The sequence below is a fragment of the Streptomyces sp. NPDC088733 genome (assembly GCF_044751185.1).
Taxonomy (GTDB): domain Bacteria; phylum Actinomycetota; class Actinomycetes; order Streptomycetales; family Streptomycetaceae; genus Actinacidiphila.
The window spans coordinates 87566-113352 of the sequence record NZ_JBIVLH010000003.1 but is presented as its reverse complement, the minus strand read 5'-3'; the positions used below and the strand labels follow the sequence as shown (position 1 = coordinate 113352).

Sequence of the window (25787 nt, the reverse complement as noted above, 5' to 3'; positions counted from 1 at the left end):
GCGCGCACCTGATCGGCTCGGAGGGTCCCGGACAGTGCGGCTTCCCACCCAGAGCGGCGTGCCGGCCCTCGCGCCGCCCGCGTCCGCCCCGACCCTTGCTGCGCCGACCGTGGAGGAGGCCCGGCTGGACCGGGCCGCGCCCCAGGAGATCCTGCGCCGCAGCGGCTTCGACGCCGCGGCCCCCCGCTTCGCGCGGGAGCTGGCGGCGGCGCACTCCAGGGCCGCGGCGCAACGCGTCGTGCGCCGCCACGGCCGCGCCCTGTGGCAGGACGCGGTCGGCAGGGCACAGGGACGCGGCCCGGCCGGCGGCGACCTCAGCCCCGACGACGACCGGCCGCTGTACTGGGCCCGGCTGTCCCTGACCCGGGCCCTGGGCGCGTGGCAGCCGTCCTTCCCGCTGGGGGACGCCGGGCGCGCCGCCCTGCTGGACCGGCTGGAGTGGACCTCACGCGGTCATGACACCGTCCTGCCGCCCGTGGAAGAGGGGGTCGGACGTATCCTGCTGACCGGCTTCGACCCCTTCCGGCTCGACGCCGACGTCCGCCGCAGCAACCCCTCGGGCGCCGCCGCGCTCGCCCTGGACGGCGTCATGCTCCGCACCGCCCGCGGGCCGGCCCGCGTGGCGGCCGTCGTGTTCCCGGTCCGCTGGGCCGACTTCACGCGGGGCAGCGTCGAACGCGCGCTGCGCCCGTGGTTCCGCCCGGGCCCGCACCGCGTCGACCTGTTCGCCACCGTCAGCCAGGGCCGCGACGGCCGCTTCGACCTCGAACGCTTCAACGGGGCCTGGCGCGGCGGCCTCCCGGACAACGCCGGCGTCCCGGCCACCGGTCCCGTTCCCGTCCCGTACGGCCACGAGCCGCCGCAGTGGACCACCACGGGACTGCCGTACCGGGCGGTCGCCGCGGCCGGGACCGGCCCCTTCCCGGTGTACGACCGCACCGAGGTCACGGAGCTCCCCGCCGGGGCCGGTGTGCCCGTGGTCAGCGACTTCGGTCCGACGCCCGGTTCCGCGGCGCGCGCCGGAGGCGGCGGCGACTACCTCTCCAACGAGATCGCCTACCGCGCCACCCTGCTCCGCGACGAACTCGCGCTCCACGCGCCGGGCGGGCATGTCCACACCCCCCTCCTGCACTTCGGCCCCGGCAACACCGACCCCGGCACCGGCAGCGTCACCGATCCCGCGTTCGTGGCCGACCGCCAGGCCATCACCGCCCAGATCAGGGCGATCCTCACCGCGGCCGCCGGCGCCTGAGGCCCGAGCCACCCGACGACCGCCGGGGCGCGCGGCGCCGGCGGGGCGCCCCGCCGCCACCACCGCGCACCGGTCCGCGGCCGGTGGCGGCCGCGGAGGGCTGAACGGAAGCCGGGACGGAGCCGTAAGGGACTGCGGAAGACCGCAAGACAGACACCTCGCGCACCTCAGGTCCCGTTCGTGTCCCGCATGCCCGCCGGTGCGGGGCGGGCGACCGGGCCGGGCTGCGCGGGCAAGGGGAAGCAGGCCGCCGCGGGGCGGCCCGCGTGATCGAGGGAGGTCCTGCCGTGACCGTCGCCGTCGGCGTCACCGGTAATGCCACCGAGTTGTTCCGCGCCAATACCGCGCACAGTCCCTCGTACTTCGCCCTGCGCCGCGCGGGCGGTGCGTCCTCCCCCGAAGGCGCCGCCGGCATCGTCGACTTCTGCATCCCGTGCAATCCGTACTTCCCGAGCCCGGCGATGTACGAGAAGCTCCAGCAGTCGATGCAGGACATCCTCACCTACTACCCGAGCAGCACCGACGTCATCACGGGCGAGCTGTGCTCGCTGCTCGGCCTCAATCCGCAGACCGTCGCCATGGGCAACGGCTCGACCGAGCTGATCACCTGGATCGACCACCTCCTGGTCCGCGACAGTCTCGCCATCCCCATACCGACCTTCGGCCGCTGGACCGATCAGCCGATGGAGACCGGCAAGCGCGTCGACATGTTCCTCCTCCCCGAGGCCGCCGGGTTCGCACTCGACCCGGCGGCCTTCGTCTCGTTCGTCCGCGCCCGCGGCTCGCGCACCGCCGTCATCTGCAACCCGAACAACCCCGACGGCGGCCTCCTCCCCAAGCACGCGGTCGTCGGCCTGATGGACGCCCTCGCGGATCTCGACCTGGTCGTCATCGACGAGTCGTTCCTGGACTTCGCCGACGCGGAGGCGTGGCCCAGCGTGGCGGACGAGGCCGTGCTGCGGCCCAATGTGATCGTGCTGCGCAGCCTCGGCAAGAACTTCGGCCTGCACGGCATCCGCTTCGGCTACATGGTCGCCAACCCGGCGCTGGCCGGGAAGGTGCGCCGGATGCTGCCCAAGTGGAACCTCAACTCCTTCGCCGAGGCCGTGGTCTTCATGCTCAAGGACCACCGAGAGGAGTACGCGCAGAGCCTGCGCATGGTCTCCCGCGACCGCCAGGAGATGATCTGGCAGCTGGCGGCGCTGCCCGGCCTGACGGTCTACCCGTCGCAGGGCAACTTCGTCTTCGTCAAGCTGCCCGACGGTGTGGACGGCGCGATCCTGCGCGACCGGCTGCTGGCCGAGCACGGCGTCCTGGTCCGCGAGTGCGGCAACAAGCTGGGCAGCAGCAGCCGTTTCATGCGCCTGGTCGTGCGGCCGCAAGGAGACGTCCAGCGGCTCCTGACCGGGCTGAGCACGGTGCTGTACGGCAGCACCTGGTACGCCGCCGAGCCCGAGGCCGCGCCCGTCCCCGAGCCGGAACCGGCGCCGCAGGTGCAGCAGCTCCCGCAGATCCAGCCCGCGCCGCAGCCGGTGCCCGTACCGCAGCTCCAGCTGCCGCAGGCGCAGCCCCCGCAGCCTGTGTACGAGCAGCCCGCCCCGCTCCCGCCGGCGCCCCCGCAGCCGGTGTACGAGCCGCAGCGGATGGGTCCGCAGCCGGTGTACGAGCCGCAGCGGATGGGTCCGCAGCCGGTGTACGAGCCGCAGCGGATGGGCCCGCAGCCCGTGTACGAGCAGCAGCCGATGGCCACCCAGATGATGCCGCCGCAGCCGGCCCCCCAGCCGCAACCGCCGCAACCCCCGGCCCCCGACCTGTACCCGGCGCCGGCCGCCGACGTGCCGCCCGCCTTCGCGTCCGCCGCCCCGGGCTCGCCCAGACCGGCGCGCTACTGGCAGGACCCGGTCTGACCGCGGCGCGGGACCGGCCCCGGAAACGGAACGACGGCGGCCGGGGCACGGGCCCCGGCCGCCGTCGCGGACGTCCGGATCAGTGGACGCCGAAGGAGTGCACCGTGGTGGAGCGGTACGTCTGCCCCGGCCGCAGGACCGTCGAGGGGAACGACGGCTGGTTCGGCGAGTCCGGGAAGTGCTGGGTCTCCAGGCAGAAGCCGTCGCTCTGCCGGTAGACGTGCCCGGAGGAGCCCGCGAAGGCGCCGGTGAGGAAGTTGCCGGTGTAGAACTGCACGCCCGGCTCGGTGGTGGCGACGCGCAGGATGCGTCCGGAGACCGGCTCGGTGACCGTGGCCGCGTGCTCGGGACGGGCCGTGCGGCCCTTGTCGAGCACGAAGTTGTGGTCGAAGCCCTGCCCGTACAGCACCTGCTGGTGGGCCGTGCGGATGTCGCGGCCGATCGCTTTCGCGGTGCGGAAGTCGAACGGGGTGCCCGCGACGGGCGCCAGCTCGCCGGTGGGGATCAGCGTGGAGTCCACCGGGGTGAAGCGGCGTGCCGCGATCGCGACCTGGTGGTCGTAGACGCCGCCGTTGCCCTCGCCGCGCAGGTTGAAGTACGTGTGGTTGGTGAGGTTCACCACCGTCGCCTTGTCGGTCGTGGCGCTGTAGTCGACCCGCCACTCGCCGCCCGAGGTCAGCGTGTAGACCACCCTGACCTTGAGCGTGCCGGGGTAACCCATCTCTCCGTCGGCACTCGTGTAGCGCAGCACCAGGCCCGCGTCACCGCCGGCGGTGAAGCTCTCGACCGCCCAGACCCGCTTGTCGAACCCCTTGTCGCCGCCGTGCAGGCTGTTGGGCCCGTCGTTGACCGGCAACTGGTAGGTGGTGCCGTCGAGCGTGAAGCGGCCCCGCGCGATCCGGTTGCCGTACCGCCCGATCAGCGCGCCGAAGTACGGGCTGCTGGCCACGTAGGCGTCGAGGTTGTCGAAGCCGAGGGAGACATTGGCCGGGCGCCCGTGACGGTCGGGCAGTTCCAGGGTCTGCACGATCCCGCCGTACGACAGCACGCGCAGGGTGATCCCGCCGTTGCGTACGGTCCAGATGTCGACCTTGGTGCCGTCCTCCAGGGTCCCGAAGTGTTCCTTTGTCACCTTTGTCCTACCTGCGGGCCCCTTCTTGACAGGGGCGGCCGACCCGGTCGTGCCGGCCGCTTGGGCGCTGGTCCCGCTGATCACGGGAGCGACCGCCCCAAGCGTCGCGCCCGCGATCAATGTACGTCTGTCCACGTGCGGCTCCTTCGTTAGGTGCCTGCTTTACGAACCGACCTTGCGCTTGTTCCAGACGTCGAAGCCGACCGCGGCCAGGAGCACCAGGCCCTTGATGACCTGCTGGTAGTCCGTGCCGATGCCGACGAGCGACATCCCGTTGTTGAGGACTCCGAGCACCAGGCCGCCGATGATGGCGCCCAGCACGGTGCCGACACCGCCGGTGGCGGAGGCGCCGCCGATGAAGGCGGCGGCGATCGCCTCGAGCTCGAAGTTGATCCCGGCCTGCGGGACGCCCGCGTTGAGACGGGCGGCGTAGACGAGGCCGGCGAGAGCCGCCAGCACGCCCATGTTGACGAAGACCAGGAAGACCACGCGCCGGTCCTTGACGCCCGAGAGCTTGGCGGCGGCCTGGTTGCCGCCGAGGGCGTAGACGTGCCGGCCGATCACCGCGTTGCGCATCACGAAGCCGAAGACGATCAGCAGTCCGGCCAGGATGAGCAGCACGATGGGCACGCCGTGGTAGCTGGCCAGCGTCATCGTGAAGGCGACCACGCAGGCGACGATGGCGAGCAGCTTGAGGAGGAAGAAGTTGCGCGGCAGCACGTCGAGGTCGTAGGCGACCTGCTGGCGGCGGTCGCGGATCTCCTGCACGACGGTGATGGCGATGACCAGGAGGCCGATCAGCAGCGTGAGGTTGTGGTAGTTCGTGTGCGGCCCGACCTCGGGCAGGAAGCCGTTGCCGATCTTCTGGAAGCCGGTGGGGAAGGGCGAGATGGACTGGCCCTCCAGGAAGATCTGCGTGCCGCCGCGGAAGAGCAGCATGCCGGCCAGCGTCACGATGAAGGACGGGATGCCGACGTAGGCGATGAAGTAGCCCTGCCAGGCGCCGGCGACGGCGCCGATGAGCAGGGACACCACCAGGGCCAGCGGCCAGGAGACATGGTGCTGGACGATCATCACGGCCGCCGCGGCGCTGACGAAGGCGGCCAGCGAACCGACGGAGAGGTCGATGTGGCCGGCGATGATCACCACCATCATGCCGATGGCCAGGATGAGGATGTAGCTGTTCTGGCCGATCAGGTTGGTGACGTTCTGCGGCTTGAGCAGGATGCCGCCGGACCATATCTGGAACAGCGCGGCGATCAGCACGAGCGCGATGATCATGCCGTACTGGCGCATGTTGCGCCGCGCGGCCTGCAAAATGTACGCGGCGGTGCCCGCCGGTCCGCCCCCGGTCGCGGCCGCGGCCGCCCCTCCGGCGGGCGGCGGAGGAGTCATGTCGGTCTTCACCGGGCTGCCCATCTCAGTTCCCTCGGTCCATGGTCATGTGGCGCATCAGTACTTCCTGGGTCGCGCTCTCGCGCGGGATCTCCCCTGTCAGCCGGCCCGCCGACATCGTGTAGATGCGGTCGCACATACCGAGCAGTTCCGGCAGTTCGGAGGAGATGAAGACGACGGCCTTGCCCTGGGCCGCCAGGTCGTTGATGACCGTGTAGATCTCGTACTTGGCCCCGACGTCGATGCCGCGCGTGGGCTCGTCGAGGATGAGGATCTCCGGTCCCGCGAAGATCCACTTGCTGAGGACGACCTTCTGCTGGTTGCCGCCGCTCAGCTTGCCCGTGGTCTCGAAGACCGTGGGCGCCTTGATGTTCATCGTCGAGCGGAAGGACTCGGCGACCCGGGCCTCCTCGTGCTGGTTGACGACGCCGCGCCGGGCCACCTTGGACAGCGCGCTCAGCGAGATGTTGCGGCTGATGTCGTCGATCAGGTTGAGCCCGTAGTGCTTGCGGTCCTCGGTGACGTAGGCGATGCCGTGGGCGACCGCCTCCGGGACGGTACGCGTGCGGATCTCCTTGCCGCGCAGGTAGACCCGGCCCGAGATGCCGCGCCCGTAGGAGCGGCCGAAGACGCTCATGGCCAGTTCGGTGCGGCCGGCGCCCATCAGCCCGGCGATGCCGACGATCTCGCCGCTGCGGACATTGAGCGAGACCCCGTCGACGACCTTGCGCTGCTGGTCGATCGGGTGGTGCACGGTCCAGTCCTCGACCGCGAAGGCCACCTCGCCGATGTCCGGCTCCCGCTCCGGGAAGCGGTGGTCCAGGTCGCGCCCGACCATGCCGCGGATGATCCGCTCCTCGGTCACGGCCGGCGTGCCGTCCTCGGCGCCGGCCTTCATGTCCAGCGTCTCGATGGTCCGGCCGTCCCGCAGGATGGTGATGGAGTCGGCGACCCGCGCGATCTCGTTGAGCTTGTGCGAGATGATGATGCAGGAGATGCCGTGCTCCTTGAACTCCAGGATCAGGTCCAGGAGTTTGCGGCTGTCCTCGTCGTTCAGGGCGGCCGTCGGCTCGTCCAGGATGAGGAGCTTGACCTCCTTGGACAGCGCCTTGGCGATCTCGACGAGCTGCTGCTTGCCCACGCCGATGTCGGCGACCCGGGTGCTCGGCGGGTCGGCGAGCCCGACCCGCTTGAGCAGCCGGCCCGCGTGCCGCAGCGTCTCGTTCCAGCTGATGACGCCGCGGCTGGAGTGCTCGTTGCCGAGGAAGATGTTCTCGGCGATGGACAGGTAGGGCACCAGGGCGAGTTCCTGGTGGATGATCACGATGCCGCGCTGCTCGCTGGCGCGGATGTCGCGGAAGACGCAGGGCTCCCCCTGGAAGAGGATCTCGCCTTCGTAAGTGCCGTGCGGATAGACCCCGCTGAGCACCTTCATCAGGGTCGACTTGCCCGCACCGTTCTCACCGCAGATGGCGTGGACCTCGCCCTCGGCCACTGTCAGGGTGACATCGGAGAGCGCCTTGACCCCTGGGAAGGTCTTGGTGATGGAGCGCATTTCGAGGACGGGTCCGGCCATTCCTGCTTTCCGTTCTCCTCGGGTGGAGGGGTGACGATCGTCGGTCGTGCGGTCCGGCTCCGGGACTACTGGAGCTCGGACTCCTTGATGTAGCCGGAGTCGACGACGATCTCCTTGTAGTTGGACTTGTCGACGCTGACCGGCGGCAGCAGGTAGGTCGGGACGACCTTGGTGCCGTTGTCGTACGTCTTGGTGTCGTTGACCTCGGGCTTGCCGCCGGTGAGGACCGCGTCGCCCATCTGGACGGCGACCTTCGCCAGTTCGCGGGTGTCCTTGTAGACGGTCTGCGCCTGCTCACCCGCGATGATCGACTTGATCGAGGCGACCTCGGCGTCCTGGCCGGTGACGACCGGCAGCGGCTTCTTGCCGGTGCCGTAGCTGACGCTCTTGAGCGCCGAGATGATGCCGCGGGAGATGCCGTCGTACGGGGACAGGACCGCGTCCACGTCGTCGGAGGTGTACGACTTGCTCAGCAGGTCGTCCATGCGGGCCTGGGCGGTGGCGCCGTCCCAGCGCAGGGTGGTGACCTGGGTGAGGCCCGTCTGGCCGCTCTTGACCACCAGCTGCTTCTTGTCGATGTACGGCTGGAGCACGTCCATCGCGCCGTTGAAGAAGTACTTGGTGTTGTTGTCGTCGGGCGAGCCGGCGAACAGCTCGATGTTGAAGGGGCCCTTCTTGCTGCCGTCCTTCAGACCGAGCTTCTCGACGATGTAACCCGCCTGGAGCTGGCCGACCTTGAAGTTGTCGAAGGTGGCGTAGTAGTCGACGTTCTGCGAGCCGAGGATGAGGCGGTCGTAGGAGATGACCTTGATGCCCGCGTCGTGCGCCTGCTGGAGCACGTCGCTGAGGGCCGAGCCGTCGATCGCCGCGACGACCAGGAGCTTGTCGCCCTTGGTGATCATGTTCTGGATCTGCGCGACCTGGTTCTCCACCTTGTCGTCGCCGTACTGCAGATCGGTCTTGTAGCCCTTGGCCTGGAACTGCTTGACCATGTTGTCGCCGTCGGCGATCCAGCGCTCGGAGGACTTGGTGGGCATGGCGATGCCGATGGTGCCGCCCTTCCCCCCGTCCTTGTCGCCGCCGCCGCCCCCGTTGTCGCTCTGCCCGCAGGCGGTCGCGGTGGCACCGAGGGCGAGGGTGGCTATCAGCGCGGCAGTGGTGCGCAGGTGGGCGGCTCTCGCGATGCGCATGGCTGATCAGATCCTTTCGGGGGCCAGGCGGGGGTCGGCCGCGTGGTCCTGGTCGGTCGTGATGTCGAGGGGGAAGCGGTGGAGCGGGCCCGGCAGCCGCGCGCCCAGCGGGGAGAGCCCGCCGTCCGCGCCGAGCCGGGAGAGCAGGTCGAGCACGAGGCGTCCGCGGCGGACCCGTTCGCGGGCGGTCGCCAGGGCGACGTCCCGGAACTGCCGTCCGTACGGGTAGATGCCGGGGGCCTTGCTCAGGCCGAACTTGAGGTAGATCGGGGCGCCGCGGCGGATCAGTTCGGCCGCGTCGTAGAGCCGGACGAAGCCGCCGAGGTCGTCGGGGGCCTCGATGTAGAAGTCCATCGGGGCCCGGCTGGTCCGGCGGATCTCGGTGATCTGCTGGAGGGTCAGGTCCGAGGGGATGTTGACGGAGTCGGCGCCGAGCCGCTCCCACACCGCGTAGGCGGCCGGGTTGACCGGGCCGACCAGCGCGGAGACCTTGAAGGTGGTGTCGGCGGGCAGCAGTCCCTGCTCGCGGAGCCGGTGCAGCAGCCACAGCACGCCCTCGTCGGCGACGAGCAGGCAGCGCACGCCCAGCGCGGCCGCCCGCAGGGCGTCCTCGACGCAGCCGGCCACCTGGTCGTGGCCGCGGGCGCGCAGGCCGCCGCCGCGGGAGTCGGTGCGGGTGGCCGAGCCGATGTCCCAGGTGCCGCGGGGACCGGTGAACAGGCAGAGCTCGACGTCGCGTTCGGCGCAGGCGGCCACCATCTCGGTGATCTCCGCGTCCGTCAGCATCCAGACGCCGCTGCCCTGGCTGATCCGGTGCACGGGCACCTCCAGCAGTTCGGCCTCCTCCAGCACGGTGGCCAGCGCCTCGGGGCCCTCCACGGAGGGGATCTCGGTGCGCCAGGTGCCGCCGTCGGGGAAGGAGTGCGGGGAGGCGTCGGCCGGGTCGTCCGCCGGGGCACCGTGGCCGAGCAGGGCGAGCGCGTGCTGCCCTGGGCGACGGGGGCCGGGGGCGGTACCGGTCCCGTCGGGACTCGGGGTGGAAGCGTCGTTCACGGTGCTCCTTCGTCGGTGCCGGTGGTGCCGTTCCGGATCGGTGCGGGCTGCGGGTTGTTCGGGATGTCGGACGACGTTCGGGTCATTGGGTGCGGGCCGGTACGGAGCGGACATCGTTGTCCGGGGCGGGCCGGGGTCATGGGCGCAGCAGCACCTTGCCCACCTTCGGGTCCCGGCCCGCCAGCAGGCCGAGCGCCCCCGCGTAGTCCTCCAGGGGCAGTTCGTGCGTGATCAGGGGAGCCGGGGTCAGCACCCCCGCGCCGAACGCGCGCACCGTGTGCGCCCACGCGGCCGGCGGCGCCCCGAACACCGTGTGCACGGTCAGCTGCCGCACCACCAGATCGGTCGGGTCCAGCCCCTGCGCGGAGCCCGCCTCCGGGATGCCGGTCAGCGCCAGCCGGCCGCCCCGGCGCAGCAGCCCCGCACCGATCCGGGCCGCGGCGGGCGAACCGGCCGCCTCAACGACGAGGTCGAAGTCCGCGGCGCCGGGGCCCGTCAGCTCGGCCGTGGTGCGGAACGTCGTGGCGCCGAAGGACGCCGCCAGCTCCTCCCGGTCGTTCCGGGTGCCCACCACGAGCAGTTCGGCGGGGGACACCGCGGCCAGGAACTGCACCGCCAGCATCCCGAGCGTGCCGGTGCCCACGACGGCCACCCGGTCGCCCGGCGCGGCGGGGGCCTTCAGCAGCGCGGCCGCCACGCACGCCGCCGGTTCCAGCAGCGCGGCGGAGCGCAGGTCGGCGTCGTCGTCCAGCACGTGCAGCAGCCGGGCGGGCAGGGTGAGGGTGTCGGCCATCGCGCCGGGCTGCGTGAAGCCGGTCTCCTCGTACGGGGCGCCGCACAGCGTGGTCTCCCCGGCGTGGCAGCGGTCGCAGACCTGGCAGTTGCGGAAGCCCTCGCCGACGACCTTGCGGCCGGCCAGGTCCGCGGTCACACCGGGGCCCACCGCCTCCACCGTGCCGGACCACTCGTGGCCGGGGGTGACGGGGTAGCGGACGTAGCCCTCGGGGCGGGTGCCGGCGTGGACCTCGCGGTCGCTGCCGCAGATCCCGGCCGCGTGCACGCGGACCAGTGCCTCGCCCGGGCCGGGCGCGACCGGTTCCGCGGGCACGATCCGGTGCCGGCCGGGCCCGTCGAGGACGACGGCGCGCGGGGCGGTCACTGGGTGCCCTTGGGCTGCCGGCGCTCCCAGCCCTCGGCCCACAGGTCGAAGCGGGCCTGCTGCTGGGGGAATTCGGCGGCGGCGTCCACGTCGAGCTCGACACCCAGGCCCGGCGCGTCCGACAGGGTGAAGTACCCGTCGGGCCCGACCACGGGGGCGCCCTTGACGACCTTCTTGATCTCGGAGTCCGCGAAGTCGTTGAAGTGCTCGAGGATCTTGAAGTTGGGGGTGCAGCCGGCCAGTTGCAGGCTCGCCGCGGTGAGCACCGAGCCGCCGACATTGTGCGGGGCGACCAGCACGTAGTGCGTCTCGGCGGTGGCGGCGAGCTTGCGCACCTCGTTGATGCCGCCGATGTGCCCGAGGTCGGGCTGGATGATGTCGGCGGCCTGGAGCTCGAACAGCTCGCGGAACTCGTAGCGGTCGTGGATGCGTTCGCCGGTCGCGATCGGCAGGTCGGTGTGCGCGGCGACCTTCGCCAGCGCCTTGAGGTTCTCCGGCGGCACCGGCTCCTCGATCCAGCTGGGCTTGAACGGAGCCAGGTCCTTGGCGACCCGGATCGCGGTGGCCGGGCTGAAGCGCCCGTGCATCTCGACCAGCAGCTCTGCCTCGGGCCCGATCGCGTCGCGGACGGCCTCGATGAGGGAGACGGAGTACGAGGTGGCCGCGTGGTCGAGCTCGAAGTGGCCGGTGCCGAAGGGGTCGATCTTCAGCGCCCGGTAGCCGCGCTCCACGACCGCGCTCGCGGCCTTGTGGTAGGCCTCCGGGGTGCGCTCGGTGGTGTACCAGCCGTTGGCGTACGCCTTGACCTTCTCGTTCACCTTGCCGCCGAGCAGCTGCCACACCGGCACGCCGAGGGCCTTGCCCTTGATGTCCCAGCAGGCCATCTCCACGACCGCGATGCCCGACATGACGATCTCTCCGGCCCGGCCGTAGTCGCCGTACTTCATCCGCCGGACGAGGTCCTCCACCGCGAAGGGGTCGGAGCCGGTGATGTGGTTGGCGGCGGCCTCGTGGAGGTAGCCGAGCAGCGCGTCGGTGTGGCCCAGCATGCGCGTCTCACCGACGCCCGTCAGGCCCTCGTCGGTGTGGACGAGCACGTAGGTGAGATTGCGCCAGGGAGTGCCGACCACGTGGGTACTGATGCCGGTGATGCGCACGGAAGTTGCCCCTTAAGGACGGTCGTTCGAGATTTCGTCACCCGTTCGAAATGTTGAAGGGACCGTAGTTACGGGCTCCGGGCGGTGTCAATGGCTGAGTCGCCCAGGTGTCGGCGTTGTTGCCGAAGTGAGTCCGGACCGCCCGCCGGACCCCTAGGCCCCGTCGTGCGCAGGCGCGTTCGCGCGCCCTACCGGGCGACGGCGCCGGAGCCGAAGGCCGCGCCGTAGACGATGCCCGCGAGCCGCGACTGTCCCCGGGCACTGGGATGGAACCAGTCCCAGGGGCTCAACTCCGCTTCGGTGAAGCGGTAGTCGAAGACCGCGCCGCCGTCGGAGCGGCAGTGCTCCCAGCGCGCGCACTCCTGCGCCAGCACCCCGTTGTACGCGATCACGCGCTCCCGTACCGCCTGCCGGCGGGCGTTCGCCGCGGCGTTCGTCGCCTCGGGGTCCGCCAGCATCGAGGGGCACAGGCCGAGCTTCCAGATCTGCCGGCCCAGCGCGTTGCGCCGTCCGACGTCCCACAGCCGCAGCAGGTCGGGCACGCTCGCCACGAAGACCTGCGCCTCGGGCAGCCCCCGGTGCAGGGTGCGCAGCGCGGCGGCGAAGTCCCGGCGATAGGCGTCCACCGGCGTCATCCGGGCCGTGCTGGGCGCGCACGCGTCGTTGGCGCCCATGAGGATCATCACCTGCTGGGGGCGCAGCGCCACGGCCCGCTCGGCCTGGGCCGGCAGGTCGGCCATCCGGGCGCCGCTGGCCGCCAGGTTCCAGCTCCTGGCGGCGGGGCGGGTCAGCAGCCGGCCGGCGACGCTGGTCACCGAGGCCCCGCTGCCCGTCGCCCAGGACAGTTCCGGACAGTCCGTCAACACGCCGCACGCGTCGAAACCCCTGGTGATGGAATCCCCCAGGGCGGCCAGCGAGGCCGGCCGGGTGTTCCAGTCGAGGGCCGCCGAGGCGCTCGGGCGGGGGCTCGCGGCCGCGCTCTCGGCGGCCGCCGTAGCCCCTGTGCCGCCCACGGAACAGGCCGTCACCAGCGCCGTCGTCAGCAGGCCGGTCAGGGCGGCGGTGGCGCCGCGCACTCCGCGCCGGAGCGACTCCCGCATCGCTGCTCCCTCGGACGAGTGGGTGACTTCTCGGTGATCCCGACAGTACGTCACTCCTCGCGTGACGCCGCGCGGTAGCTTTTTCCTTGACGCCTGATGGGAAAGAGGTGATCAGAAGTCAGATCTTGTCTCATTCGTTATGATTAGTGCAGAATGTCCACTGCTGTCCCGGATGGCTCGGTTATGGGCATGAGGCCGCTGGGGAAGGCGTACCTCGTCCCACACTGGAGGTCCCGGTGACGACACGTGGAGTTCTGTACGTGCACTCCGCACCGCGCGCGCTGTGCCCACACGTCGAGTGGGCCGTCGCGGGCGTGCTCGGCGTGCGCGTGAACCTCGACTGGATCCGCCAGCCCGCCTCCCCGGGCACCTGGCGGGCCGAGTTCTCCTGGCAGGGAGACCCCGGCACCGCCTCCAAGCTGGCGTCCGCGCTGCGCGGCTGGCATCTGCTGCGCTTCGAGGTGACGGCGGAGCCGTGCCCCTCCGCCGAGGGGGAGCGCTACAGCAGCACCCCCGAACTGGGCATCTTCCATGCCGTCACCGGCATCCACGGCGACATCCTCATCCCCGAGGACCGGCTGCGCGCCGCGCTCGCGCGGGCCCGCAAGGGCGAGGCCGACCTGGAGACCGAGGTCGCCAAGCTCCTCGGCAAGCCCTGGGACGACGAGCTGGAGCCCTTCCGGTACGCGGGCGAGGGCGCCCCCGTCCGGTGGCTGCATCAGGTGGTCTGACGCTCCCTCGGCTCCACGGCCCCCGCCGCGGGGCCCTGCGGCGTGCCGCCTGGCTCCGCGCACCGCGCCGCGGCCCCCGGCCACCACACCCGCGGCCCGATGTCCCGGACCAGCGCGGGCACCAGCAGCGACCGCACCAGCAGCGTGTCCAGCAGCACCCCGAACGCCACGATGAAGGCGATCTGCACCAGGAAGGCCAGCGGGATCACGCCCAGCGCCGCGAAGGTCGCCGCCAGCACCACGCCCGCAGAGGTGATCACGCCCCCGGTGGCCGTCAGGCCGCGCAGGACGCCCTGCCGCGTCCCGTACCGCAGCGTCTCCTCGCGGACCCGGGTCATCAGGAAGATGTTGTAGTCGACGCCGAGCGCGACCAGGAAGACGAAGCCGTACAGCGGGACCGAGGCGTCCGTCGCCGAGAAACCGAACACGTGCGGGAAGACCAGCGCCGACACACCCAAGGTGGCGGCGAAGTTCAGCGCCACCGTGGCGACCAGCAGCAGCGGCAGCAGCGCACTGCGCAGCAGCGCCGCCAGGATCAGCAGGATGATCGCGAGGACGACGGGGACCACGAGCGTCCGGTCGCGCTCCGCGGTCGCCTGGGTGTCCACCTGCTGCGCGGTGTAGCCGCCGACGACCGCGTCCGCGCCGGGCACCGCGTGCACGGCCCGCCGCAGCCGCTCCACGGCGGCCTTGGCGGCGTCGCTGTCGGCCGCGTCCCGCAGCGTCACCTCCAGCAGCGCCCGGCCGCCGGCGACCAGCGGCTCGCCCTGGCCGGGGCGGCCGGAGGCCGTGACCGCGGTGGCGGAGGAGACTCCCGCGGTGCGTTCCGCCACCCGGGTCACCTGGGGGAGCCGGTCCGCGGCCGTGACCACCACGGCGGGGTTCCCCGAGCCGCCGGGGAAGTGCTCACCGAGGACGCGCTGCGCGGTCACCGACGGGGCCCGGTGGACGAAGATCTCGTCGAGCGGCACGCCCCGGGCGGTCAGGGCGGGGGAGAAGGCCGCGCAGGCGGCCAGCACCGCCAGAGCGACCGCCCAGACCCGGCGCGGCGCCCGGTCCACGAGCGCGGCCACCCGCTGCCACACCCCCCGGCCCCCCTCCCGCGCCGGACGCGGCCGGGCGGGCCAGTAGGCGGCCGGGCCGAGCAGCAGCAGGACGGCGGGCAGGAAGGTGAGGCTGCTCGCCACGGCACAGACGATGCCGACGGCGCCGACCGGGCCCAGGGCCCGGTTGTTCGTCAGATCGCTGGCCAGCAGGGCGAGCAGCCCGAGCGCCACGGTGGCGGCGCTGGCCACGATCGCCCCGGCCGAGCGGCCCAGCGCCGCCCGCATGGCCGCGAACCGGTCGCCGCGCCCGGCGAGTTCTTCCCGGAAGCGGGCCGACAGCAGCAGGGCGTAGTCCGTGGCGGCGCCGATGACGAGGATCGACAGGATGCCCTGCACCTGGCCGTCCACCCGGACCGTGCCGTGGTCGGCGAGCACGTACACCACGCCGCAGGCGAGGCCGAGGGAGAGGACCGAGCCGGCGATGATCACCAGGGGCAGCAGCACCGCGCGGTAGACCAGCAGCAGGATCACCAGCACCACACCGAGGGCGACGAGCAGCAGCAGCCCGTCGATGCCCGCGAAGGCGTCGCCCAGGTCGGCCTGCGAGGCGGCCGGTCCCGCGACGTGCGCGGTGGTGCCCGGCACCCGCCCGGCGGTCGCGGAGATCCGGTCGACGACCTCCTGCACCTGCCGCCCGAGATCGGGCCGCAGTTGCAGCACGCCCTCCAGCGCCCGCCCGTCCCGCGAGCGCACGGCGGGCGAGGGGTGCCCGGTCACGCCCTCCGTCCCGGCCAGGGAGGCCAGCGCGGCCGTGGCGGCGTCGCGCTGGGCATCGGTGACCGGGCCGCGGGCCGCGGTCCAGACGACGACGGCCGGCACGGTCTCGCCCCGGCGGAACACCTGCCGTTCGGCGAGCGCCTTCGTGGACTCGGCGCTTCGGGGGAGGAAGGCCGCCTGGTCGTTGGTGGAGACCTCGCCCAGCTTGCCCGCGTACGGGCCGAGAGTGCCGCCGATCCCCATCCAGGCGACCAGGAGCACCACGGGGAGCAGCCATCGGACGGTGCGTGGCACGGATGTCATCGCTTCTCCCGTGGGGGTGCGTGCGGGTGTCTCCCTCTGCTGCCCTCAGCATGGACGGCGACGCCCACGGCGGCGCGACGACCCCCGGCTCCGTCACCGCCCGCCCGGACCGGCCGGCTCGGACCGGCCGCCTCCGCCGCGCCGGTCCCGCCGAGGGCGGACTCCTGACGGCGGGGGACGGGGAGCCCGCCGTCGGCGGACCGCCCCGGGATCAGGCGGTGGCCTGCGCCCGCCCGGCCGAGCGTGGACCCGCGGTCGCCGTAGGCCTCCTGGCGGCGGGGGACGGCGAACCGGCCCCGCGCCACCGTGCAGCTGCCGTCGGCGGGCCGCCTCGGCGTCGCGCGGTGGCCTCCGCCGGTCCCGCCGAGGGCGGACTCGCGGTCGCCGTTCGCCTCCTGACGGCGGGGGACGGGGAACGCGCCGTCGGCGGACCGCACCGGGATCAGCCGGTGGCCTGCGCCCGCCCGACCGAGCGTGGACTCGCGGTTGCCGTAGGCCTCCTGGCGGCGGGGGACGACGAACCGGCCCCGCGCCACCGTGAAGCTGCCGTCGGCGGACCGCCTCGGCGTCGCGCGGTGGCCTGCGCCCGTCCCGCCGAGGGCGGACCTGCGGTCGCCGTTCGCCTCCTGACGGCGTGGGACGGGGAACGCGCCGTCGGCGGACCGCCCCGGCTCCGGCGTGAGGCCGCCGTCGGTGGACCGCCTCGGTATCGGGCGGTGGCCCGCGCCGGTCCCGTCGAGGGCGGACGTGCGGTCGCCGTGTGACTCGTCCGGCGACCGCACGTGCGTGAACGCGGCGTCGGGGGACCGTTCCGGCATGGGGCGGTGACCTGTGCCCGTCCTGCGGAGGGCGGACTCGCGGTCGGCGTCCGCCTCTTGGCGGCGGGGGACGACGAACCGGCCCCGCGTCACCGTGCAGCCGCCGGCGGCGGAGCCGCGGCCTGCTTAGCCGCCGAGGCGATGTTGCGGGCCATGCCGCCGAAGACGACGGAGTGGAACGGCGACACGCTCCACCAGTACGCGTGGCCGGCCAGCCCCCGCGGGTGGAACAGCGCCCGCTGCCGGTAGACCGTGCGCCCCCGGTCGTCCTGCCCGGCCGACAGCTCCAGCCAGGCCAGTCCCGGCAGCCGCATCTCCGCCCGCAGCCGCAGCAGCCGCCCGGGTTCGATCTCCTCGACCCGCCAGAAGTCCAGCGAGTCGCCCGTCCGCAGCCGCGCCGCGTCCCGACGCCCCCGGCGCAGCCCCACCCCGCCGACGAAGCGGTCGAGCCAGCCGCGGACCGCCCACGCCAGCGGGCAGGAGTACCAGCCGTTCTCGCCGCCGATGCCCTCGATCACCCGCCACAGGGCTTCCGGCGAGGCGTCGACCACCCGGGCCCTGCGGTCGCTGTAGAGGCTGCCGCCCGCCCAGTCGGGGTCGGTGGGCAGCGGGTCGCTGGGCGCACCGGGCACCGAGGCCGAGGACCAGCGGGTGACCACATTGGCGTCCCGGATGCGCTGGAGGGCGAGCTCCAGCGCCCCTTCGACGCCGATCATGCCCTCCGGCGGATCGGGCACCCACCGGGCGATGTCGTGGTCGTGGCAGACCACCTCGTGCCGCAGCGACTCGGTCAGCGGACGCGCCAGGCCCGCGGGCACCGGGGTCACCAGCCCCACCCAGTGGCTGGACAGCCGGGGCGTGAGCACCGGCACCGGCACGATCAGCCGCGGCGGCAGCCCGGCCACCTCGGCGTACTTCAGCATCATCGCCCGGTACGTGAGCACGTCCGGCCCGCCCACGTCGAAGGCGCGGTTCACCTCGGGCGGCAGCGCCGCGCAGCCGACGAGCAGGCGCAGCACGTCCCGTACGGCGATCGGCTGGATGCGGGTGTTGACCCAGCGCGGGGTCACCATCACCGGCAGCCGCTCGGTCAGATAGCGCAGCATCTCGAACGAGGCCGAGCCCGAGCCGATGATGACCGCCGCCCGCAGCACGGCCGTCGGCACCCCCGAGGCCAGCAGCACCCGGCCCACCTCGGCGCGCGAGCGCAGGTGCGGCGACAGCTCCCGCTCGGGCACCCCGTCCGGGGTGAGCCCGCCCAGGTACACGATCCGGCGCACACCGGCGGCCTTCGCCGCGCGGCCGAAGGTCTCGGCGGCACGGCGGTCGGTCTCCTCGAAGTGCCGGCCGCTGCCGAGCGCGTGCACGAGGTAGTACGCGACGTCCACGCCCTCCATCGCCGCGAGCACCGACTGCTCGTCGGTCACGTCGCCCCGCACCACCTCGGCGCGGGGCGCCCAGGGGTGGTCGCGCAGCTTTCCCGGGGTGCGGACGAAGCAGCGCACCTGGTGGCCGGCGTCGAGCAGTTCGGGCACCAGGCGGCCGCCGATGTAGCCGCTGGCCCCGGTCACCAGGCAGGTGAGGGCGGTCTTCGCAGTCATCCGGGTCGTTCCTTTCCGGCGGCCGGGGCCGCCAGGGCGCTCGCCACGTCCGGCGGCAGCGGGGCGAGCCGCAGCAGCCCCGCCACCACGCGGGCGGTGGTCGCGTGCCAGGTACCGGCGTCCCGCAGCATCGCGTGGTCGCCGCCCGGCACCGTCAGGTGGCAGGCCAGGGCGCCCGCCGCGCGCGCCCGGTCGGCCAGGGCCAGCGACGCGGCCGGATCGGTGACCCGGTCCCGGTCGCCGTGGAGCAGCACCAGGCGTCGCCCGGCCAGCTGCTCCACCGGTTCGCCCGCCGGGCACCAGGGGGCCAGCCCCACGACCCCGCCCACCAGCGGATGCCCGGCCACCCGCAGTGCGGCCCGGCCGCCCATCGAGTGGCCGACCAGTACGACGCGCACCGCCCCCGCGCGCCCCCGCAGGGCCTCCAGCGTCCGCCACGCGTCGTGCGCGGCGTCCTGCCGGTCGCCGTTCCAGCCGCGGTGCCGGTAGCGGACCCCGGCGAGCGCCACCGGGTGCCCGGCCGTGGCCCGGCCGATGGCCCGGACGAACGGCCGCATCCGGGCCCCGGGGAGGTTCCACCGCGTGGGCGGCTCCAGGCCCTCGGCGCGGCCCCCGTGCAGCAGCAGGACGGCGGCCGACGGGCGCTCCGGGAAGGCGTACGGAACCAGCGTCGCGGCGCCGTCGCCACCCGCCGCGTCGTCACCGTACGTCATCGGATCGCCTCTCCTCGCACTCTCCGTCATTGTCCGCCGCTCCCTCCGCCGCCGCCCGTCCTGATACCTGCCCGGGATTCGGAACCGCGCCCCCACCGGATTGCCCGATCGGCCAATCCGGTGGCCGCAGGCCTACGAATCACCATCAGGGAGAGACGGGGCACGAAGGGAGCGGCATGAACGGCACAGGGCGCCGGATCGCGGTCGTGGGGAGCGGGGTGGCCGGCCTGACCGCCGCGTACGCACTGCAACGGCACGGCGACGTATCGCTGTTCGAAGCGGACGACCGGCTGGGCGGGCACGCCCACACCCACGACGTCCCCTCGTCCGACGGCCGGGTGGCGGCCGTCGACAGCGGCTTCATCGTGCACAACGAGCGCACCTACCCCACCCTGTTGCGGATCTTCGCCGAACTCGGCGTCCGCACACAGGAGTCGGAGATGAGCATGTCCGTGCGGTGCGAGGGCTGCGGCCTGGAGTACGCCGGGGCCCGCGGGCCCGCCGGGCTGTTCGCGCAGCCGCGCAACGGGCTGCGCCCGGAGTACCTGCGGATGCTGGCCGAGGTGCCGCGCTTCCACCGCAGGGCCCGGCGGCTGCTCGCCGGGGACGGCGGCGACGACACCACCACCCTGGGGGAGTTCCTGCGCGCGGGGGGCTTCTCGGCGTACTTCGTCGCGCACTTCACCACCCCCCTGGTGGCCTGCGTCTGGTCCTGCTCGCCGCGGACCGCCGCCGACTACCCGGCGGCGTACCTCTTCCGGTTCCTGGACCACCACGGGATGCTGTCGGTGTCCGGCTCGCCCACCTGGAAGACCGTCACCGGCGGCTCGCGCACCTACGTCGAGCGGATCGCGAAGCGGCTGACGGCCCTGCGCACCGCCACCCCCGTACGCGCCCTGCGCCGGCACGCCGACGGCGCCGAGATCGTCACCGACGACGGCGAGAGCGAGGAGTACGACGCGGTGGTCGTCGCCACCCACGCCGACCAGGCGCTGCGCCTGCTGGCCGACGCCACGGCGGCGGAGCGCGCGGTGCTCGGCGCGATCCCGTACTCCCGCAACCCCACGCTGCTGCACACCGACACCTCGCTGCTGCCGCGCAGCACCGGGGCCCGCGGCTCGTGGAACTACCGGATGCCCTCCTGCGCCCCCTCGCCCGGCGGCGTACGGGTCACCTACGACATGAACCGCCTCCAGCGGCTGGACAGCCCCGAGCGCTTCCTGGTCACCCTCGGCGGTGAGGAACTGGTCGACCCCGGCCGGGTGCTGGCCCGCATGGTCTACGAACACCCCGTCTACACCCCGGAGTCGGTCGCCGCGCAGCGCCTGCTGCCCACCCTGAACACCCCCGTCACCGCCTTCGCCGGGGCCTACCACGGCTGGGGCTTCCACGAGGACGGCTGCCGCTCCGGCGCCGAGGCCGCCCGCGCGCTGGGGGCGCGATGGTGACCGCCGCGGCCCCGCCGGACGTGCCCGCCCTGTACGAGTGCGTGATCACCCACGTCCGTACGCGCCCGGTCCGCCACGCCTTCACCCACCGCACCTACCTGTGGCTGATCGACCCCGACCGGCCGCCCCGGCTCCCCGCGCCGCTGCGCCCCTTCGCCCGCTTCGACGCCCGGGACCACTTCGGCGGCCGGCAGCCCACCGTACGGGCCGCCCTGGAGACCTGGCTCGCCGCGCGCGGGGTGGACCTGCGGGGCGGCCCGGTGCGGATGCTCACCCACGCCCGGGTCCTCGGGTACGTCTTCAACCCGCTGACGCTGTACTGGTGCCACCTGCCGGACGGCGCCCTGGCCTGCGTCGTCGCCGAGGTCCACAACACCTACGGCGAGCGCCACGCCTACCTGCTGCGCACCGACGGGTCCGGCGCGGCGAGCGTGGCCAAGGACTTCCACGTCTCGCCGTTCTTCCCCGTCGACGGCGCCTACCGCATGCGGCTGCCGGAGCCGGACGCCGCGCTGCGCCTCACCGTCCACCTGGAGCGCGCCGGGACCCGGCCGTTCACCGCCACGGTGCGCGGCGAACGGCGGCCCGGCACCGCCCCGTTCCTGCTGCGCGCCGCGCTGCGCCACCCATGGTCCACCGCCGCCGTGTCGGCCGGCATCCGCCGCCACGGCATCCGACTGCTGCTGCGCGGACTGCCCGTGCTGCGGCGCCCCGTTCACCCGCCTCAGGAGGGTTTCGAGTGACCACGTCCGTCCCCGTCCCCGCACCCGCTCCCGCCTCCTCCGGCGGCGTGGACCCGCGCCGCTGGCCGGACGTCGCCGCACCACCGCGGTGCTCCCGCGCACGGGCCGCCGTCGCCGGCGCCGTCGTGCGCCGCGCCCTGTCCCGGCTGCCGCTGAACTGCCGCCTCGGGCCCGGCGGCCCGGTGCTCGGCACCGGTGGCCCCGTGGTCGAGATCGCCGACCCCGAGGCCTTCTTCCGCCGCGTGGGAGCCGGCGGACTGATCGGCTTCGGCGAGTCCTGGATGGCCGGCGAGTGGGACGCGCCCGACCTCGTCGCGGTGCTCACCGTGCTGGCCGCCAACGTCACCGCACTCGTCCCCCGGCCGATGCAGCGGCTGCGCGCCCTGTGGGCACGCCGGGAGCCCCGCGAGCGCCGCAACACCCTCGACGGCGCCAGGGACAACATCCACGCCCACTACGACCTGTCCAACGAGCTGTTCGCGCTCTTCCTGGACGAGACCCTCACCTACTCCTCGGCGGTCTTCGCCGGCCTGCCCGCCGGCCCGGAGGCGCTCGCGGACGCCCAGCGCCGGAAGATCGACCGCCTGCTGGACCTCGCGCGGGTCGGCGAGGGCACCCGGCTGCTGGAGATCGGCACCGGCTGGGGCGAACTCGCCGTGCGCGCCGCCCGGCGCGGCGCCCAGGTCGTCACCGTCACCCTCTCCGAGGAGCAGCGCCGGCTGGCCGCCGAGCGCATCGAGGAGGCCGGCCTGTCCGGCCGTGCCACGGTGCTGCTGCGCGACTACCGGCAGGTGACGGGCCGTTACGACGCCGTCGTCAGCGTCGAGATGATAGAGGCCGTCGGCGCCGAGTACTGGCCCGCCTACTTCACCGCCCTCGACCGGCTGCTCGCCCCCGGCGGCCGGATCGCGCTCCAGGCCATCACCATGGCCGACGACCGGATGCGGGCCACCCGGCACACCCATACCTGGATCCAGAAGTACATCTTCCCCGGCGGCCTGATCCCCTCCCCGGAGGCGATCGAGCGCACCCTCGCGGCGCACACGACGCTGCGCGTCGAGGAGAGCACGGGCTTCGCCGCGCACTACGCCGAGACGCTGCGGCTGTGGCGCGAACGCTTCACCGACCGGGCCGCCGAGGTCGCCGCCCTCGGCTTCGACGAGGTCTTCCGCCGGATGTGGACCCTCTACCTCGGCCACTCCGAGGCCGGCTTCCGCTCCGGCTACCTCGACGTGCGCCAACTGCTGCTCACCCGAGGGGAGACCGCCCGGTGAAGAGTGCCGCGGACACCCTCGTCCCCCTGCTGGAGCAGTTCACCGGCGGCCCGCTGCCGTTCCGGCTGCGGGCCTGGGACGGCAGCACCGCGGGGCCCCGCGATGCGCCGATGGTGGTGCTGCGCTCCCGGCGCGCGCTGCGCCGGCTGCTCTGGGAGCCCGGCGAACTCGGCCTGGCCGAGGCCTACATCACCGGCGAGCTCGACGTGCGCGGCGACCTCACCGAGAGCCTGCGCACGATCTGGGCCGCGGTGCGCGAGGGCCGCGTCACCCCGCCCCGGCTGACCGCCGCCGACCGCCTGCGGGCGGCCGGCGCTGCACTGCGGCTCGGCGCGGTCGGCCCCCGGCCGCCCGCCCCGCGCGGCCGGGCCCGGCTGAACGGGACCTTGCACAGCCGCGGCCGCGACCGCGCCGCCATCAGCCACCACTACGACCTGTCCAACGCGTTCTACGCCCTGCTCCTCGACCCCTCCATGGCGTACTCCTGCGCCTACTGGACCCGCGCCGACGACCCCTCGTACGGCCTCGCCGACGCCCAGCGCGACAAGCTGGAACTCATCTGCCGCAAGCTGGGACTGCGCCCCGGCATGCGGCTGCTCGACATCGGCTGCGGCTGGGGCGCGCTGTCGCTGTACGCCGCCGAGACCCACCGCGCCCAGGTGCACGCGGTCACCCTGTCCGCCGCGCAGCGCGACGCCGTCCAGGCCCGCATCCGCGAACGCGGCCTGGAGCAGTACGTCCGGGTCGAACTGCGCGACTACCGCGACCTGGAGGGCAGCGGCGGCTACGAGGCCGTCACCGCGATCGAGATGGGCGAGCACGTCGGCGACGCGCACTACCCCGCCTTCGCCGCCACCCTGCACCGCGTGCTGCGCCCGCACGGCCGGGCCCTGGTGCAGCAGATGTCCCGCGGCCGGGTCGCGCCGGGCGGTGGCGCGTTCATCGAGACGTACATCGCCCCCGACATGCACATGCGCCCCCTCGGCCGTACCGTCGCCCTGCTGGAGGACGCCGGGCTGGAGGTGCGCGCCGTGGAGTCGCTGCGCGAGCACTACGTGCGCACGATCCGCGCCTGGCTGGCCACACTGGAGGCGCGCTGGCCCGAGTTCACGGCTATGGCGGGGGAGGAGACCGCCCGCGTGTGGCGGCTGTACCTGGCCGGCGGCGCGCTGGCCTTCGCCGAACGGCGCATGGGCGTCGACCAGATCCTCGCCGTGCGGCCCACCGAGGACGGCGGCACCGGGCTGCCGGACACCCAGGACGGCTGGTACGGGCGATGGTGACCCTCGCGGCAGCGGGCGCGGCGCTCGCGGTGATGCTGGTGGCCTTCGCGGTCGGCCGGGCCCGCGGCATGCACCGGTACGTCGACATCGCCTGGGGCGCCGGCTTCGCGGCCGTCGGGGCGGTCGCGTACGCGATGTCGGCCGGGCACGGTGACCCGGCCCGGCGTGCGCTGGTGCTGGTGATGGTGGCGGTGTGGGGGCTGCGGCTGGCCGCCCACATCGCCTGGCGGGGCCGGGGGCACGGCGAGGACCCGCGCTACGAGGCCCTGCTGGACAAGGCGCGCGGCAACCGCACCCTGTACGCCCTGCGCATGGTCTACCTGCTCCAGGCCGCCCTGGTCTGGCTGGTCTCACTGCCGGTGCAGGCGGCCTCCTACCTCCCCGGCCCGCTCGGTCCCGCCGCCGCGGTCGGCGTCGCGCTGTGGGCCGTCGGCCTGCTCTTCGAGGCGGTCGGCGACCGTCAACTGGCGCGCTTCAAGGCCGATCCCGCGAACCGGGGCAAGATCATGGACCGCGGGCTGTGGAGCTGGACGCGGCACCCCAACTACTTCGGCGACTTCCTCGTCTGGTGGGGGCTGTTCGCGCTGACCTGCGACGCCTGGCAGGCGGCGGCGGCCACCGTGGTCTCCCCGCTGGTGATGAGCCTGCTGCTGATCCGCGGCAGCGGGAAGGCCCTGCTGGAGCGGCGGATGGCCGGCCGCCCCGGCTGGGACGACTACGCCTCCCGCACCGCGGGCTTCTTCCCCCGGCCGCCGCGGAAGCGGGCGGCGCCCTCGTCCAGGTCCACCAGCGGCGCCGGGTAGTCCAGCTCGCGGCGCCGCTCCTCGTCCAGCAGCCAGGGACGGTGGACAGCGCCGCCCGCCACACCGGCCAGCTCCGGCAGCCAGTGGCGGACGTACGCCCCGTCGGGGTCGAAACGGCGCGCCTGGGTCAGCGGGTTGAGGACGCGGTTGGGGCGGGTGTCGGTGCCGGTGCCCGCCACCCACTGCCAGTTGAGCTGGTTGTTGGCGATGTCGCCGTCCACCAGCAGGCTCAGGAAGTGCGCGGCGCCGACCCGCCAGTCCACGTACAGCGTCTTGGTCAGGAAGCTGCCGGCCAGCAGCCGCGCCCGGTTGTGCATCCACCCCTCGTGCCGCAGCTGCCGCATCGCCGCGTCCACGATCGGATAGCCGGTGCGGCCCTCCCGCCAGGCCTCGGCCTCCGGGCCGTCGCCCTGCCAGGAGTCGTGACGCGGGCGCAGGTCGCGGTGGGCGGCGTACGGGCGGGCGGCGAGCACCTGGTGGTGGAAGTCCCGCCAGGCCAGCTGGCGTACGAAGCCGCCGTGGGCGCCGGCGGCCAGTTCCGTCGCCGACAGGCAGCCGAAGTGCAGGTACGGCGAGAGCCGCGAGGTCCCGTCGCCCTCCAGGTCGTCGTGGCGCTCGTCGTACGTGTCCACGCCGCCGCCCGAGCGCCAGGCCCGCCAGAGCCGGCGGCCCTCGCTCTCGCCCCCGGCGGGCAGGCCCGGCGAGACCCCGCCCGGCGCGTCCGGCACCGCGAGCGACCGCGGGCCCTCCGGCACCCGGACCACCCGCGGCGCGCCCAGCACGTCCCGGACGTCCTCCTGCTCCCAGCGCCGGAAGTACGGCGTGAACACCTCGAACAGGTCCTTGCCCGCCGGGGTGAGGGCCCCGGGCGGCACCACGGTGAGCACGCCGTCATGGACCCGCAGCTCCCGCCGCGCCCCCTCCAGCGCCTCCCGCAGCCGCGTCTCCCGGCGGCCGGCGTAGCCGCTCACCCCGGCCGCGATGTGGACCTGCCGCGCACCGGTCTCCTCCGCGACCCGGCACACCTCCTCGACCACGTCCCCCGCGCGCAGCACCAGCCGGCCCCCGCGGTCCCGCAGCCGGGCGTCCAGGTCCGCCAGGCACTGCGCCAGGAACGCCGCGCGGTTCGGCACCGCGAAGCCGGCCGCCCCGACCCCGTCGTCCAGCACGAACAACGGTACGACCTCGTCGGCCGAGTTCAGTGCCGCACGCAGCACGGGATTGTCGTGCACCCGCAGATCCGCGGTGAACAAGCAGACGGCCACGGACACGCGTGCACCTCGTACCTTTGATTGCCTTGTCCCGCCCGAGCCTAGGCCGCCCGCG

The 25787-nt window shown here is 73.6% G+C and carries 21 protein-coding genes; 8 read left to right on the top strand and 13 right to left on the bottom strand.

Going from position 1 to position 25787, the window contains the following annotated elements; genetic code table 11:
• Window positions 1–34 precede the first annotated feature (34 nt).
• Window positions 35–1252, top strand: coding sequence for a pyroglutamyl peptidase (locus tag ACIP64_RS06590; protein ID WP_401582564.1), 1218 nt, complete (start codon window positions 35–37; stop codon window positions 1250–1252).
• A gap of 287 nt (window positions 1253–1539) precedes the next feature.
• Complete coding sequence (locus ACIP64_RS06585; protein ID WP_401582563.1) at window positions 1540–3159, top strand: pyridoxal phosphate-dependent aminotransferase; 1620 nt, start codon at window positions 1540–1542, stop codon at window positions 3157–3159.
• Window positions 3160–3238: 79 nt separating this feature from the next.
• On the opposite strand, the gene ACIP64_RS06580 is transcribed toward ACIP64_RS06585, so the two are convergent.
• The 8 genes from ACIP64_RS06580 to ACIP64_RS06545 form a co-directional block, all read right to left on the bottom strand.
• Complete coding sequence (locus ACIP64_RS06580; protein WP_401582562.1) at window positions 3239–4426, bottom strand: aldose epimerase family protein; 1188 nt, start codon at window positions 4424–4426, stop codon at window positions 3239–3241.
• 27 nt (window positions 4427–4453) lie between these two features.
• Window positions 4454–5710 (bottom strand): multiple monosaccharide ABC transporter permease, encoded by a 1257-nt coding sequence (mmsB, locus tag ACIP64_RS06575; RefSeq protein WP_401582561.1) that lies wholly within the window; start codon window positions 5708–5710, stop codon window positions 4454–4456.
• A 1-nt stretch (window position 5711) separates the two neighbouring features.
• A complete protein-coding gene (gene mmsA / locus ACIP64_RS06570; protein ID WP_401582560.1) occupies window positions 5712–7262 on the bottom strand; it encodes a multiple monosaccharide ABC transporter ATP-binding protein in 1551 nt (516 codons plus the stop codon).
• A 65-nt stretch (window positions 7263–7327) separates the two neighbouring features.
• On the bottom strand, window positions 7328–8452 hold the full coding sequence (chvE, locus tag ACIP64_RS06565; RefSeq protein ID WP_401582559.1) for a multiple monosaccharide ABC transporter substrate-binding protein: 1125 nt from the start codon (window positions 8450–8452) through the stop codon (window positions 7328–7330).
• Window positions 8453–8458: 6 nt separating this feature from the next.
• Window positions 8459–9505: a hypothetical protein gene (locus ACIP64_RS06560; RefSeq protein ID WP_401582558.1), complete on the bottom strand. Its 1047-nt coding sequence runs from the start codon at window positions 9503–9505 to the stop codon at window positions 8459–8461.
• Window positions 9506–9641: 136 nt separating this feature from the next.
• Complete coding sequence (locus ACIP64_RS06555; protein ID WP_401582557.1) at window positions 9642–10664, bottom strand: zinc-binding dehydrogenase; 1023 nt, start codon at window positions 10662–10664, stop codon at window positions 9642–9644.
• The gene (locus ACIP64_RS06550) at window positions 10661–11821 is read right to left on the bottom strand and encodes a mandelate racemase/muconate lactonizing enzyme family protein (protein ID WP_401582556.1); all 1161 of its coding nucleotides are present in this window, start codon (window positions 11819–11821) and stop codon (window positions 10661–10663) included. The genes ACIP64_RS06555 and ACIP64_RS06550 overlap by 4 nt, the downstream gene beginning before the upstream one ends.
• A gap of 188 nt (window positions 11822–12009) precedes the next feature.
• Entirely contained in the window at window positions 12010–12921 is a 912-nt protein-coding gene (locus tag ACIP64_RS06545; RefSeq protein ID WP_401582555.1) for an SGNH/GDSL hydrolase family protein, read from the bottom strand.
• 236 nt (window positions 12922–13157) lie between these two features.
• Here ACIP64_RS06545 and ACIP64_RS06540 point away from each other — a divergent pair, with 236 nt between their 5' ends.
• Complete coding sequence (locus tag ACIP64_RS06540) at window positions 13158–13652, top strand: DUF3145 domain-containing protein (RefSeq protein WP_319662641.1); 495 nt, start codon at window positions 13158–13160, stop codon at window positions 13650–13652.
• Here ACIP64_RS06540 and ACIP64_RS06535 read toward each other — a convergent pair.
• The 4 genes from ACIP64_RS06535 to ACIP64_RS06520 all read right to left on the bottom strand — a co-directional run bounded on the left by ACIP64_RS06535 (window position 13640) and on the right by ACIP64_RS06520 (window position 18910).
• Complete coding sequence (locus ACIP64_RS06535; RefSeq protein ID WP_401582553.1) at window positions 13640–15778, bottom strand: MMPL family transporter; 2139 nt, start codon at window positions 15776–15778, stop codon at window positions 13640–13642. The genes ACIP64_RS06540 and ACIP64_RS06535 overlap by 13 nt on opposite strands.
• Complete coding sequence (locus ACIP64_RS06530; protein WP_401582551.1) at window positions 15775–16596, bottom strand: hypothetical protein; 822 nt, start codon at window positions 16594–16596, stop codon at window positions 15775–15777. The genes ACIP64_RS06535 and ACIP64_RS06530 overlap by 4 nt, the downstream gene beginning before the upstream one ends.
• Window positions 16597–16685: 89 nt before the next feature.
• On the bottom strand, window positions 16686–18197 hold the full coding sequence (locus tag ACIP64_RS06525; RefSeq protein WP_401582549.1) for an SDR family oxidoreductase: 1512 nt from the start codon (window positions 18195–18197) through the stop codon (window positions 16686–16688).
• A complete protein-coding gene (locus tag ACIP64_RS06520) occupies window positions 18194–18910 on the bottom strand; it encodes an alpha/beta hydrolase (protein WP_401582547.1) in 717 nt (238 codons plus the stop codon). The genes ACIP64_RS06525 and ACIP64_RS06520 overlap by 4 nt, the downstream gene beginning before the upstream one ends.
• Before the next feature lie 176 nt (window positions 18911–19086).
• Between ACIP64_RS06520 and ACIP64_RS06515 the strand changes: the two genes are divergently transcribed.
• From ACIP64_RS06515 to ACIP64_RS06495, 5 genes are read left to right on the top strand one after another with little or no spacing between them, the layout of a single operon-like run.
• The gene (locus ACIP64_RS06515; protein WP_401582545.1) at window positions 19087–20358 is read left to right on the top strand and encodes an NAD(P)/FAD-dependent oxidoreductase; all 1272 of its coding nucleotides are present in this window, start codon (window positions 19087–19089) and stop codon (window positions 20356–20358) included.
• A complete protein-coding gene (locus ACIP64_RS06510; protein WP_401582543.1) occupies window positions 20352–21101 on the top strand; it encodes a DUF1365 domain-containing protein in 750 nt (249 codons plus the stop codon). Before ACIP64_RS06515 ends, ACIP64_RS06510 begins: the two co-directional genes overlap by 7 nt.
• Window positions 20987–22375, top strand: a complete 1389-nt coding sequence (locus tag ACIP64_RS06505; protein WP_401582542.1) for a class I SAM-dependent methyltransferase — start codon at window positions 20987–20989, stop codon at window positions 22373–22375. Before ACIP64_RS06510 ends, ACIP64_RS06505 begins: the two co-directional genes overlap by 115 nt.
• The gene (locus tag ACIP64_RS06500) at window positions 22372–23658 is read left to right on the top strand and encodes a class I SAM-dependent methyltransferase (protein ID WP_401582540.1); all 1287 of its coding nucleotides are present in this window, start codon (window positions 22372–22374) and stop codon (window positions 23656–23658) included. Before ACIP64_RS06505 ends, ACIP64_RS06500 begins: the two co-directional genes overlap by 4 nt.
• The gene (locus tag ACIP64_RS06495; RefSeq protein ID WP_401582538.1) at window positions 23652–24461 is read left to right on the top strand and encodes a DUF1295 domain-containing protein; all 810 of its coding nucleotides are present in this window, start codon (window positions 23652–23654) and stop codon (window positions 24459–24461) included. Before ACIP64_RS06500 ends, ACIP64_RS06495 begins: the two co-directional genes overlap by 7 nt.
• On the opposite strand, the gene ACIP64_RS06490 is transcribed toward ACIP64_RS06495, so the two are convergent.
• Complete coding sequence (locus ACIP64_RS06490; protein ID WP_401582536.1) at window positions 24374–25732, bottom strand: cryptochrome/photolyase family protein; 1359 nt, start codon at window positions 25730–25732, stop codon at window positions 24374–24376. The two genes, ACIP64_RS06495 and ACIP64_RS06490, sit on opposite strands and share 88 nt — an antisense overlap.
• Window positions 25733–25787: the final 55 nt, after the last annotated feature.